The following is a 13,342-nucleotide window of genomic DNA, read 5'->3' as shown; positions in this document are numbered from 1 at the left end:
ATTGAATCTTCTTGATTGAGATAAAGGAGATGGAAATCATGACTAAACGCAGAGTAGTAGTAACAGGAATCGGAGCATTGTCTCCACTTGGAAATGACGCAGAAACTTCATGGAAAAATGCCATTGCAGGAGTCAATGGGGTAGGGCCTTTGACAAGGCTGAATCCCGATGACTATCCTGCAAAGGTTGCTGCAGAGTTGAAGGACTTTGATATTGAAGCCTATTTAGAAAAGAAAGAAGCTAGAAAAATGGACCGCTTCACTCAATATGCGGTAGCGGCTTCGGTTATGGCTGCAAAAGATGCGGACTTGACTGTTACAGACGAAAATGCCCACCGTGTGGGAGTATGGATCGGATCTGGAATCGGTGGTATGGAAACGTTCGAACAGCAGTTTGAAACGTTCCAAAAAAGAGGATATAGAAGGGTAAGTCCTTTCTTCGTCCCGATGATCATCCCTGATATGGCTGCAGGGCAGGTATCCATCATGCTTGGTGCAAAGGGAATCAATTCTTGTACAGTTACAGCGTGCGCGACTGGTACAAACTCAATTGGTGATGCCTTCAAAGTAATCCAGCGCGGGGATGCAGATGTCATGGTGACAGGCGGAGCAGAGGCGCCTATCACTCAAATGTCCATTGCAGGATTCTGTGCAAATACAGCATTATCTACAAATCCGGATCCAAATAGTGCAAGTCGTCCATTTGATGCGAACCGTGATGGATTTGTTATTGGAGAAGGTGCAGGTATTGTTGTCTTGGAAGAACTCGAGCACGCTTTAGCTCGAGGCGCTAAAATCTATGCTGAAATCGTCGGCTACGGTTCAACAGGTGATGCTTACCATATCACTGCACCAGCTCCAGGTGGAGAAGGCGGTGCGAGGGCAATGAAGCTTGCCATTGAAGACGGTGGACTTACACCTGCCGACATCGGGTATATCAATGCGCATGGAACAAGCACGCAATATAATGACAAGTATGAGACAATGGCAATCAAAGAAGTTTTCGGCGAAAATGCCCAAACGGTTGCCATCAGTTCCACTAAGTCCATGACAGGACACTTATTAGGTGCAGCAGGAGGAATCGAAGCCATCTTTACAGTAATGGCGCTTAAAGAAGGGATCCTTCCGCCGACCATCAACCTCAATGATCCAGACCCTGAGTGCGACCTGGATTATGTTCCAATTGAAGCAAAGAAAAAAGAAATTACTGCTGCCATGAGCAATTCACTTGGCTTCGGCGGCCACAATGCAACCATTGTATTTAAAAAATACAGCTAATCTAAAATAATAATCCGAAAGCAAGGCCGTAATGGTCTTGCTTTTTTTGTGTCTAGAATTTAGCCATTATCACTAGATTACGGACATAGGATGTAAGTAGAGAAATTATCGGGGGTGCCAAAGATGATATTGCCGACAGATAAATGGCTTGAAAAGAACCTCAATAAACCGCTTGAAATTTTGAAAAAAATTGATGGCAATCTTGAAGATGGAAAACAGTTCTATAAATACTTGCGGTCATTTGGAATGTACCAGCCTTCCCGTGGGGCAGAAGAATGCTGTAAAGAGCTTGTGAAAGATGACGTGTGGTCAAAGGTTGAAATCATGTTTAAAAAATATAAAAAGCTTTGGAATGGAGTGGATATTAATATCGCCATTCTGCCCATCGATGTTCAAAATAGAGGCTTGATGAGGGAAACAAGAGGACGCTCTGGAATCGCCTTTCATGATTGTATATACCTTTTCTTTTCCCCTCAAAAAGATGATAAGGAATATGAATCATTGTTTGTCCACGAATACCACCATGCAGTAAGGCTGAAGCACTTTAAAAAAGAAATGGGAGACTACACACTTCTAGATTCCTTGATGTTTGAAGGATTGGCCGAGCACGCAGTAAAAGAGTATTGCGGTGAAGACTACCTGGCTGCCTGGTGTCAATCGAGGGGAGGGAAGCAGCTGGAAGGATACTGGGAAAAGTGGTTCAAAAACAAGCTGGGATTAAAAAAGAATGAACAGGCACATGATGATCTTTTGTTCGGGAAGAGAGGCTATCCGAAATTGCTCGGCTACTCGATGGGATACTATCTGATTGAACAATTTAAGAAAGAAAATTCATTTTCAACTGCAAAAGCAATCTATTTACCCCCTAAAAAATTACTAATAAAAAAATTTTTTACAAATGCCCAAATGCCTAATTAATGGGCTTTTTCCTGTTATTTGCAAAGAACGAAGATTCTAAATTGATAAAAAAATCTTGCAATTGTAACAAAGCTGTAATAATATTTTATTCAAATATAATAAATAGACAGATAATTTAAATAGTTAGAGGTGTCTAGATGAGTACTAAACAGAATATACATAAAGACGCTCCTTTACTTGAAGTAAACAATCTGGAAACTGCATTCGATATAGACGGAAAGTACTACAATGCAGTCGACAATGTTTCATTCAAAGTCAAAAGGCGCCAAGTATTAGGAATTGTAGGGGAGTCAGGCTGCGGGAAGAGTGTTATGTCACTGTCAATCATGAAGCTCCTTCCGAAAGGAATCGGGAAGATTGCCGGCGGAGAGGTCGTTTTCGAAGGAAGAAAGATCGATGGCCTTTCTGAAAGGGAAATGAATAAAATCCGAGGCAAAGATATTTCGATGATCTTCCAGGAGCCGATGACTTCATTGAATCCGGTATTCACCATTGGATTCCAGCTTCAGGAAGCATTCTTCAATCATATGAAAATATCAAAAAAAGAAGCAAGAATGAAAAGCATCGCTCTATTGAAAAGTGTAGGGATTTCCAGGCCGGAAAAAATCGTTGATGAATATCCGCATCAATTGTCCGGCGGGATGAGGCAGCGTGTCATGATTGCCATGTCGATCGCATGTCAGCCAAAGCTTCTCATTGCAGATGAACCGACTACAGCATTGGATGTAACGGTACAAGCCCAGATCCTTGAGCTGTTGAAAGAAATACAGGAAGCAAATGAAATGTCCATCATCTTGATTACACATGATCTTGGTGTTGTTGCGGAAATGTGCGACGAAGTCATCGTCATGTATGCCGGAAGAGTAGTTGAAAGAACCGATGTCGAAACCCTTTTCCATGAACCGAAGCATCCTTACACAGAATTATTGATGGGTGCCATCCCTAAAATGGATGAAGAAGTGGAAGAGCTCAGTTCGATTGAGGGCATTGTCCCGTCATTGAAGAATATGCCTGCTGTCGGCTGCCGTTTTGCCAACCGCTGTCCTAAAGCAATGCCGGAATGTTCTCAAATCACTCCGAAGCTGGCAGAAAATACAGCGGGACATGAAGTAGCATGCTTGCTTTATGAAACAAGCCAGCCTAGAGAAGGGATGAATGTATGATGAGCATCACGGATGTCAAAGAGAAAAACAAAAAATCTTCACTGCAGATTTCTGAAGAAAACCTCTTGGAAATTCACAATCTAAAAACCTATTACCCTGTTAAAGGCGGTTTTTTCAAAAGAACGGTTGCCAACGTCAAAGCAGTTGATGATGTTACGTTTGAAATAAAAAAAGGTGAAACACTCGGGCTGGTTGGGGAGTCAGGCTGCGGAAAATCTACCATTGGCAGAACGATCCTCCGACTGTTGAATCCTACAGATGGGAAAATCCTATTTGACGGCCAGGACATTACAGCATTAAGAGGAAAGAATCTGCGGGAAGCAAGACAGGACTTCCAGATGGTATTCCAGGATCCATATGCATCCCTCAACCCGATGCAGATGGTCGGTGATATTGTATCTGAACCTATCCGCAACTATACAGGAAAGAGCGTTAAGGAACTGAAAGGTGAAGTGATGCAGCTTCTTAACCGCGTCGGCCTTCCGGAAGATGCCTATTATAAATATGCACACGAATTTTCCGGCGGCCAAAGGCAGCGTATCGGAATTGCCCGGGCGCTGGCATTGAAGCCGAAGCTGATTGTAGCGGACGAACCGGTTTCGGCACTGGATGTGTCGGTGCAGTCTCAAGTGCTCAATCTTTTGAAAGAGCTTCAAGAAGATTTTGACCTTACATATCTATTTATTGCCCATGATTTGAGTGTCGTTAAACATATGAGTGATCGAATCGGTGTCATGTACTTAGGAAACCTTGTTGAAATTGCTGATAAGAAATCCATGTATGCTGAACCGCTTCATCCATATACACAGGCTCTGATATCGGCGATTCCAGAAGCGGATCCAAAGAAAAAGAAAGATCGGATTGTGCTTCAAGGCGACGTACCGAGTCCGATCAATCCTCCGTCAGGATGCCCATTCCATACAAGGTGTCCAATGGCAAAGGCGGATTGTTCCAAGATCAAGCCAGCATTAAAGGAGGTGAAGCCTGGTCATAGTGTAGCTTGCATCCTTTATGAGTAAGAAACAACAAATATTTTTGGGGGGAAAAACATGAAGAGAAGATCACTTTTGTGGCTGACAACTCTAGTACTAGTGTTGTCAATGTTCTTAGCTGCATGTGGCGGCGATAAGAAAACCGCAACAAACACTAAGAATAATAATGAAGATAAAAAAGGCAGCGAACAAGCTGATTCTGGTCCACAGGACGGCGGTACATTGACTTATGCGATGGAGTCTGAGTTCAAAGGACTTTTGAACGTCAACTTCTATGACAGCTCATCAGATGCTGAAATCATCGGCCTTTTCGATGATACTTTAATTGACTATGATGAAAACCTTAAACCGCAGCCAAACATCGCTGACTGGAAAACGGATGATAACAAAGTTTATACATTCACATTCCAAAAAGGGGTTAAATGGCAAAACGGCGAAGAATTGAAAGTTCAAGACTGGCAGTTTGCCCTTGAAACAATTGCGAAAATCGGACCAGAGCATCCTCGCTGGACGAACGTTAACACAATTGAAGGTGCTACAGCTTTCAATGAAGGCAAAGCAGACCATATCTCTGGTGTTGAAGTCGTTGATGACTACACAATCAAAATTACTTTTGATAAAGCTCGTGTGAACAACTTGGAAAACCTTTGGACATACCCTCTTTCCCGCAAAGAGTTTGAAGGCATGGATCCTAAGAAAATGGCAGAGTCCGAGCAAGTCCGTACAAAGCCAGTCGGTCTAGGACCATACAAAGTTACAAAAGTTATTCCTGGTGAATCTGTTGAATTGACAAGATTCGATGATTATTGGAAAGGCAAGCCTCACATTGAAAAGATCATCGTAAAAGTTATCGATGGATCTTTGACAGTGGGTGAGCTTCAAAATGGCGGCGTTGATATGACAGCGTTCCACCCAACATTGCTTCCTGAAATCGAGAAGCTTGACAATGTACGTGTTGAAAAAGTCCCTGGTCTTTCTTATTACTACATCGGATTCAAATTGGGCCACTTTGATGGCAAGAAAAACGTAATGGATCTACCGAAATACCAAAACAAAAAATTGCGTCAAGCGATGCTTTATGCGATCAACCGCGATGAATGGGTTAAAGCGTTCTTCAGCGGTTTAGGCTCACCTATTAACCGTCCTGTCCCAACTTCACACTGGATTGCTGCTGATAACAAAGATCTTCCGAACGATTACAAGTACGATCCAGAAAAAGCAAAGCAATTGCTTGATGAAGCTGGATACAAAGATGTAGACGGCGATGGTTTCCGCGAAGATCCAGACGGCAAGAAATTTGTTGTTAACTTTGCACACTATGATACAGGAAACCCAACATATGAAGCTCGTGCGAAAGCAATGACTCAATATTGGGAAGAAGTCGGCTTGAAATCCAAGCTTACAATGACTGACGTTAACCTTTACTACGATCAGTTAGAAAAAGATGATCCTTCTATTGAAGTATTCTATGGCGGCTGGGGAACTGGTGCAGATCCAGATCCACTACCACTTTGGGGTAAAGAAGCAGTATGGAACTACCCTCGCTGGGTGAACGATGATTCAGAAAAACTTCTTAAAGATGCTGTAGATATAAGCGTTGTTGGTACAGACCAAGAGAAGCGCAAGCAGCTTTATGTTGATTGGCAAAAACTTTTCAACGAAGAAGTTCCAGCACTTCCAATCGCTGAACTTTATGATGTATACGCTGTAAGCAAACGCGTACAAGACGTGAAATATGATGTTTCTGGATCAAATTCACCTGCAGAATGGTGGATCAAGCAATAATCCTAATGGCATCACTTAGATAAGGAGAATGCATCATGCTTAAATACACTTTAAGAAGATTACTCGGTATGATCCCTATGCTCTTCCTTATCTCCATTGTAGTGTTTACCCTGGCAAAGCTTATGCCAGGGGATTCCCTCAGTGGGGAAATCGATCCAAACAATACGGATCCTACATATATTGCAGAAATGCGGGAACAGCTTGGCTACAATGATCCAGTTTATAAACAATATTTCAGATGGATCAATGATTTTGCACATGGAGACTTCGGCAAATCCGTCCGCTATAAAATTCCGGCAAGCGACATCATTTTAGAGCGTCTGCCAAACACTGTATTTTTAGGAATCACTTCTATTTTAATTACTTATATATGTGCTTTTGCAATGGGGACATTTGCAGGGAGGAAGCCGTATACGATAGGTGATCATTTTATAGGTGGAGCCAACTATCTCGGCCTCGCATTGCCTTCATTCGTCGCAGGGGTTTTCGCCATTTATATCTTTGCTTTTTATCTTGGCTGGTTCCCGTCGAATGGATCCGTGGACATTTCTGTTCCGGAAGGCACTTTAGGCTGGTGGGCAAGCAGATTCCACCATGTCCTACTTCCAGCTCTAGTATTAGGTTTATTGAGTACAGCAAACTATACGCAGTTCCTGCGTAATGACATAATTGAAAACAGCCGTAAAGACTTCGTAAGGACGGCTCGTGCGAAAGGTACACCTGAAAGGAAGATCTATAATCAGCATATCATGAGAAACTCAATTATCCCTTTGATCACTTTCTTGGGATTTGACATTGTCGCCATTGTGGGCGGAGCAATCATTACTGAAACAATCTTTACGTATCCGGGAATTGGACAACTGTTCTTAAGTTCTGTTACGACGCGTGATTATTCAGTATTGATGACATTGACAATGATGTTCTCATTTTTAACGCTATTCGGGAATTTAGTGGCAGATATTCTTTATGGAATAGTTGATCCGCGCATTAGAATGGATTAGGAGGAATGGCAGATGGAAGTAGTAACACAGAAGACAGCCCAGACATCAATAAAACCAGTGAAGTATTTATCTCCCTGGGCCATTGCCCGAAGAAAATTCCTAAGAAATAAAATTGCGATGGTCAGCTTTGTATTTTTGATGTTTGTCATAATTGTCTCATTCTTAGCACCATATATTACAACGCAGGATATTGTTAAAGTAAATATTGGACAGATGTCCCTCGATCCTTCAGGGGACCACTGGCTTGGCACTGATAAGAGTGGAAGGGATGTATACACAAGACTCTTATATGGAGGCAGGGTTTCTCTATTAGTCGGTATTTCCTGTACATTATTTGTAATAGTACTCGGAACGATTGTCGGAGCTGTCGCAGGCTACTTCGGCGGCTCAGTAGACAATGCATTAATGAGATTCACTGATTTTGTTTTGAACTTCCCGTTCTTGGTTTTTGTTATTGTATTGAAGACTATTTTTATTAATGTCAGTGGACTATGGATATTAATCCTGGTTATCGGTGCACTTAGCTGGGGCGGCATCGCCAGGGTTGTTCGAAGTAAGATCCTTGCAGAGAAAGAAAATGAGTATGTTCTCGCTTCAATATCCATTGGGTGTTCACCTGCAAAAATTATAATGAAACACTTGCTGCCAAACGTCCTTTCAACAATCATCGTTCAAGCAACCATCGTGTTTGCGGGAATGATCGTTGCGGAATCAGGACTCAGCTACTTAGGATTCGGTGTACCGGCCGAGATACCAAGCTGGGGCAACATGCTATCTTTCGCCAACGAACCAGATGTTCTCCAATCTAAGCCTTGGATGTGGGTTCCACCGGCGTTAGCTATCACTTTAACAATTCTCTCCATTAACTTTGTTGGAGAAGGAATAAAAGATGCATTAAATCCAAAATCAAGACGATAATCTACCATCGACATATGGTAGATTTTTTTTTGTATCTTCGATTGCTATTCTATCAGCAGGTTAATGGGAATACGTATTAAAAAAGGACAAACAGATAATAAGAAATGGACTGGTTCAATTTGAGGTTGTTTCTGTTGCTGATTGGTTTTGGATTTGCCGTCACAGGGGGAATCAGCTGGATCGTTTACTTGAACATCATGACTTTTGGCAGCGATGCAGCAGGGTATCTGCTTTTTATGTCGAGGCGGATTGAAGGGTACTTTCTTATTGGAGGGATGGTTTTCATCATTCTTGCTATCATTCTTCCACATAATAGAGGCCGATGATTCCTAAGGTGATTTTCGGGAAAAGGAATAATTAACCTTGCTGCTGCCTATACTGAATGACAAACGGTTATGAAGCGAGGGGTAAAACATGTTATATCTTCATGATGTTTGGGTGAACTGGTTCGAAGGTGAAGAGAATGGGTATAATGTATGCCACTTCCACGAGTGGAGGAAAGATGATGTCATAGAGCTATTGGACCAGGTTCCACTGCTCAAAGTCGATTCTTTATTGTTCCACTATATTGAGAATGATTTGTCAGAACTCCCTAAAGCACTTCTTGATGAGGTATATCACAAGGCATATTTAAGAAAGAACCACGAAAGGACTCAGCTTGAATATTGTTTTGTTGCTACAGATGGGACAGGCATCCTGGCAGTAGACACCATTGGCTATAACATCCCTATCCGAAAGAGCAGGTTGATTCCACGTCAGGAGCAGCTCGTTTATGAAATGACGGAAATGCATGAACCACAATCATTTTCTTTTGCCGCGAAGCCTAGGGCGAAAGAGTACCACATTTTATCACCGAATCCGGAATTGATGAATGGTTTGACAAGGAAAGAAAGACAGCTGAAGCAGCTTTTATTCATGGGGTTAGACCAGCTTTATAGTTCAAAGAATACCGCCCAGATGCGCTATTGGTATACAGAGTGGTCCCCAAACCTCTATCATGAAATTCAGGAGATGAGTTTTGAGGAAATTTGGACAGGCTTGTTTGAAGATATGAAGCATGGGTGGAGCGAGAAACATCTTTATTTTTGTGAAAACCTTATAAAAGGCCAGCCATTCTTTGAAAAACTGTGGGAAGTTGAGAATGGTCCGAGGGTAAATTAACAATGGCTCTTTTCTCAAAGTTTGTTGCTTAAGCCATTAAAGCAGGATCACTTATGAGAGTAGTATTCCTTATTTGGCCCTAAAAGAGCCTGGATACAAATTCGCATCGCACCAAAACAGCTAATTTAGCGTTAAAATCGGCAGTAAGATTTTAACAACATTTGTTATGAAAACAACCTTAACAAAAAGAAGCTGGATGATAAAATCTATCATCCAGCTTCTTTTTTACTTTCTCTTTCTGCCTAATCCCATTGCATTTTCCATTTTCTTGATCATTTTGGATGCAGCCCGGTTAGCTTTTTCCGCGCCTTTATCCAGTATTTCATCAAGCTCTGAGGAAGCCATAAGTTCATTGTATTTATCCTGGATCGGCTTGATGGTTTCAACGACTAATGCAGCAAGGTCGCCTTTGAAATCACCGTATCCTTTATTTTCGTATGCAGCTTCCAACTCTTCAATGGATTTTCCGGAAAGGATGGAGTAAATCGATAAAAGGTTAGAAACTCCCGGCTTGTTTTCTTTATCGTATTTTACAATGCCATCTGAATCAGTTACTGAGCTTTTGATTTTCTTCTCGATTTGTTTAGGATCATCCAGCAGCGTGATGAAGGATTTTGTATTCGGGTCGGATTTGCTCATTTTTTTCATTGGATCCTGAAGGGACATGACCCTCGCTCCGACTTTTGGAATACGAACTTCTGGAATCGTGAAGATATCGTTGTATTTTTTGTTGAAGCGTTCTGCCAGATCCCTTGTAAGCTCAATATGCTGTTTCTGATCCTCACCAACAGGAACCAGGTCCGTGTTATATAAGAGGATATCAGCCGCCATCAAAGGGGGATACGTAAGAAGTCCTGCAGATACAGCTTCTTTTCCATGTGATTTATCCTTGAATTGGGTCATGCGCTCCAGCTCGCCGATATAGGCTACGCATTGAAGCATCCAGCCTGCCTGGGCATGAGCCGGCACTTCTGATTGAATGAATAGCGTCGTCTTTTCTGGGTCGATTCCAACCGCCAAGTATAAGGCGGCAAGGCTCCTGATATTATTTCGGAGGACGAGTCGATCCTGAGGAACTGTGATAGCATGCTGGTCCACGATGCAAAAATAGCAGTTATATTCCTCTTGCAGCTCTACAAACTGCTTCATTGCACCAATGTAGTTGCCAAGCGTGATTGTGCCGCTCGGCTGAATCCCTGAAAAAATAGTCTTCATATAATAACCTCCTAAAAAATAAAAAGCCATCCATCCCTGAAAAATAGGGACGAATGGCTGAACATCCGCGGTACCACCCTAAGTGCTTAAATAAGCCTCCTTAGTCCATGGCGAAACACCATGGTGCCAGTTTAACGCTTTGGCATGCGCTGTCCACTACTAAGCTCAATGCTTTTGGCAGACAGGGCTCTAAAGTCCATTCCAGCTGATCCGCTGCCTGTTTCCACCATCCACAGGCTCTCTAAAAACGAAACTCAGCTATACTACTCTTTTTCATAGCCTATTAACTATTGAATGACATTATTATAAGAAATCACATGATACATTTCAAGCATGCCCTTCCTATAAATAATATATCCATAGGCAAACCATCATGACGGCCATTAATAGTACGCCATTTAGAAGGGATGGAAGATAAGGGATGGCAATGAGTTCAGATAATGGCTTTATTTCACTCAATTCATCTTTTGAAAGGCCTTTTCCATTAAAAGTGAAAGTCTTTCTGAATCCATTAGCCGTGCGATCAAAAAAACCGCTGGATAGGATGAAGATTGTCAATGAGAAGAATAGAAACAGTCCACCTATAAAAAAAGAAGTATTAATATAATGAACAAGGCTGAGGTCATGGTAATGAATATAAGAAGCAGCCAATACCGCAATCTCTGAAGGGATGAATAATCTTGCAACTTTCTTTGCCAGCAATAGCAACAGCCCCTTGAAAATAATGAGTCTATATTTCATTAGTATTGTCTTCGTAATGAAATACTACCGTATTCATATTACAAAAGAAGTGTAATAGTTACAATGAAAAATAAGGAAGAAACATTATTGCGGCTTTCGAAATAATTATATTCCAAAAATTTCCCTCTTAGGGCGAAAGGCATGAAATCAAGGCTTTGAACCTATTAATTGGGAGGCTATTGTAATAGAATATTTCAATTATGCTTTTGATAGAATAATAAAAATATTTCAATTGTGTAAATTTTTTTTAAAAAAAGTAATGTACAATCTTCTGAATTTATGTATAATAATCATTGTAGAAATTTTTCAGAAAAATAAAAAAGGGAGGTCTACTAGTGAAAAAGTCTAAATTATTATTACTTTTATGCTTTTCACTCGTTCTAAGCATGTTCCTTTCAGCTTGCTACGGCAAAGATGAAGAGAAAGCTTCAAATGAGGGCAGTAAAGGCGACACAGGTACTAAGACTAAAACTGAGCAAGTCCTGAATACTTACGAAACTGCGGAGATTCCAACCATGAATACAATCATGGCACAGGATGCTGTTTCTCTTAACGTAATGAACCAAGTATTCGAAGGTTTAATGCGTCTTGACAAAGACAACAAGCCAACATTAGGTATGGCTGCTGAAGAACCTCAAAAAAATGAAGACGGTACAGTTTACACTTTCAAGATCCGCGACGCTAAATGGTCTAACGGAACTCCTGTAACTGCAAACGATTTCGTTTATGCATGGCAGCAAACAATTGACCCTAAAAATGCAACTCCATACGGAGCTTACATGATGGGCGGCGTAATCAAGAATGCAGCTGAAATCGGCGAAGGCAAAATGGCTCCAGATCAATTGGGAGTTAAAGCTATAGACGATAAAACTTTAGAAGTTACTTTGGAGCGTCCAGTTCCTTACTTCCTATCATTAATGACATTCCCTATTTTCTACCCTCAAAACCAAGAGTTCGTAGAATCTAAAGGCGATCAATACGCTACTAACAGCGATAACATGATCTACAACGGTCCATTCACATTGTCTGACTGGAACGGAACAGGTCTTTCTTGGAAATACAAAAAGAACGACAGCTACTGGGATAAAGACACAGTTCAACTTACTCAAGTTAACGTAAACGTTGTTAAAGAAACTGGTACTGCAGTTAACCTTTACAAAACTGGTAAAGTTGACCGTGCTGCTCTAAGCGCTGAATATGTAACACAATATGAAAACGATCCAGATTTGAACAAATATCTTGAGCCGACAATCTTCTGGTTTAAATTTAACCAAGAGCGCACAGGCAAAAAGACTGCTTTAGCTAACAAAAACATCCGTATGGCACTTTCTTTGGCTGTAGACAAACAATCTATGGTTGATACAGTTCTTGCAAACGGATCAGTTGTTGCAAACTACGAAGTTCCAAAAGAATTTGCTTTCAATCCTGAAAGCGGCGACGATTTCCGTAAAGGAAACGGCGATATGAACGAATACAATCTTGATAAAGCGAAAGAGTACTGGAAAAAAGGATTAGAGGAACTTGGAACTGACAAGTTAGACCTTGAAATTCTTGGCGGTGACTCTGAAGTATCTAAAAACATGGATGCTTACTTCAAAAACCAACTTGAAAAGAACCTTGAAGGCCTTTCTATCAAGTTGAAAGAAGTACCTTTCAAAATCCGTCTTGATCTTGATACTAAGCAAGACTACGATATCCAAGTTGCTGGATGGGGTCCTGACTACCAAGATCCAATGACTTTCTCTGACTTGTTCGTAACTGGCGGATCTCAAAATAAAATGGGATATTCCAACCCAGAATACGATAAGTTGATCAGCGATGCTAAAACTACTTTAGCAACTGATCCTCAAGCTCGTTGGGAAGCTCTGCAAAAAGCTGAGAAAATCCTAATGGATGATGCTGCAATCTCTCCATTATACCAACGTGCAAAAGCAGTTCTTCAACAAAAATATGTTAAAGATCTTTATGTACATCCATTTGGACCTGAGTTCAGCTACAAGTGGACGCACATTGAAAAATAATATAGGCTGATATTTTTCCAATAGCGGAAAGAGAGTATATCCTCGAGTATACTCTCTTTTTCCCTGTATAAGAATTGTCGAATATTGGCGAATTTTTAGAAAAAATACTAAATTTCGACACTAATTTTAGTGAATCACAGATACTATAGA

The 13,342-nt window shown here is 41.2% G+C and carries 12 protein-coding genes and 1 other annotated feature; of the genes, 10 read left to right on the top strand and 2 right to left on the bottom strand.

Annotation, left to right across the window (positions count from 1 at the left end):
* The first annotated feature begins 38 nt into the window (after nt 1-38).
* The 9 genes from fabF (at nt 39) to DFR59_RS02120 (ending at nt 9,215) form a co-directional block, all read left to right on the top strand.
* On the top strand, nt 39-1,277 hold the full coding sequence (gene fabF / locus DFR59_RS02160) for a beta-ketoacyl-ACP synthase II (RefSeq protein WP_114743983.1): 1,239 nt from the start codon (nt 39-41) through the stop codon (nt 1,275-1,277).
* A 123-nt stretch (nt 1,278-1,400) separates the two neighbouring features.
* Nucleotides 1,401-2,195, top strand: a complete 795-nt coding sequence (locus tag DFR59_RS02155) for a DUF2268 domain-containing putative Zn-dependent protease (RefSeq protein WP_114743982.1) — start codon at nt 1,401-1,403, stop codon at nt 2,193-2,195.
* A 137-nt stretch (nt 2,196-2,332) separates the two neighbouring features.
* Nucleotides 2,333-3,358, top strand: a complete 1,026-nt coding sequence (locus DFR59_RS02150; RefSeq protein ID WP_114743981.1) for an ABC transporter ATP-binding protein — start codon at nt 2,333-2,335, stop codon at nt 3,356-3,358.
* Nucleotides 3,355-4,377: an ABC transporter ATP-binding protein gene (locus tag DFR59_RS02145; RefSeq protein WP_114743980.1), complete on the top strand. Its 1,023-nt coding sequence runs from the start codon at nt 3,355-3,357 to the stop codon at nt 4,375-4,377. The genes DFR59_RS02150 and DFR59_RS02145 overlap by 4 nt, the downstream gene beginning before the upstream one ends.
* 30 nt (nt 4,378-4,407) lie before the next feature.
* Nucleotides 4,408-6,135: an oligopeptide ABC transporter substrate-binding protein gene (opp4A, locus tag DFR59_RS02140; protein WP_114743979.1), complete on the top strand. Its 1,728-nt coding sequence runs from the start codon at nt 4,408-4,410 to the stop codon at nt 6,133-6,135.
* A gap of 35 nt (nt 6,136-6,170) precedes the next feature.
* Nucleotides 6,171-7,136 carry an oligopeptide ABC transporter permease gene (gene opp4B / locus DFR59_RS02135; RefSeq protein ID WP_114743978.1) on the top strand — a complete coding sequence of 322 codons (966 nt, stop codon included), beginning with the start codon at nt 6,171-6,173 and terminating at the stop codon, nt 7,134-7,136.
* Nucleotides 7,137-7,148: 12 nt separating this feature from the next.
* Entirely contained in the window at nt 7,149-8,054 is a 906-nt protein-coding gene (gene opp4C / locus DFR59_RS02130; protein WP_114743977.1) for an oligopeptide ABC transporter permease, read from the top strand.
* A 104-nt stretch (nt 8,055-8,158) separates the two neighbouring features.
* Nucleotides 8,159-8,380: a YuzI family membrane protein gene (locus tag DFR59_RS02125; protein ID WP_484078103.1), complete on the top strand. Its 222-nt coding sequence runs from the start codon at nt 8,159-8,161 to the stop codon at nt 8,378-8,380.
* Between the two features lie 88 nt (nt 8,381-8,468).
* Nucleotides 8,469-9,215: a YjbA family protein gene (locus tag DFR59_RS02120; protein WP_114743976.1), complete on the top strand. Its 747-nt coding sequence runs from the start codon at nt 8,469-8,471 to the stop codon at nt 9,213-9,215.
* Nucleotides 9,216-9,440: 225 nt separating this feature from the next.
* On the opposite strand, the gene trpS is transcribed toward DFR59_RS02120, so the two are convergent.
* On the bottom strand, nt 9,441-10,430 hold the full coding sequence (gene trpS, locus DFR59_RS02115) for a tryptophan--tRNA ligase (RefSeq protein ID WP_114743975.1): 990 nt from the start codon (nt 10,428-10,430) through the stop codon (nt 9,441-9,443).
* Nucleotides 10,431-10,472: 42 nt separating this feature from the next.
* Nucleotides 10,473-10,716: a binding site (T-box leader), on the bottom strand.
* 56 nt (nt 10,717-10,772) lie between these two features.
* Nucleotides 10,773-11,132, bottom strand: a complete 360-nt coding sequence (locus tag DFR59_RS02110) for a DUF3899 domain-containing protein (protein WP_158538287.1) — start codon at nt 11,130-11,132, stop codon at nt 10,773-10,775.
* Nucleotides 11,133-11,506: 374 nt separating this feature from the next.
* On the opposite strand from DFR59_RS02110, the gene DFR59_RS02105 reads away from it, so the two are divergent.
* On the top strand, nt 11,507-13,192 hold the full coding sequence (locus DFR59_RS02105; RefSeq protein WP_114743973.1) for a peptide ABC transporter substrate-binding protein: 1,686 nt from the start codon (nt 11,507-11,509) through the stop codon (nt 13,190-13,192).
* Nucleotides 13,193-13,342 lie beyond the last annotated feature (150 nt).

The organism is Falsibacillus pallidus, assembly GCF_003350505.1.
Classification (GTDB): domain Bacteria; phylum Bacillota; class Bacilli; order Bacillales; family DSM-25281; genus Falsibacillus; species Falsibacillus pallidus.
This window is presented reverse-complemented; position numbering and strand designations above follow the sequence as displayed.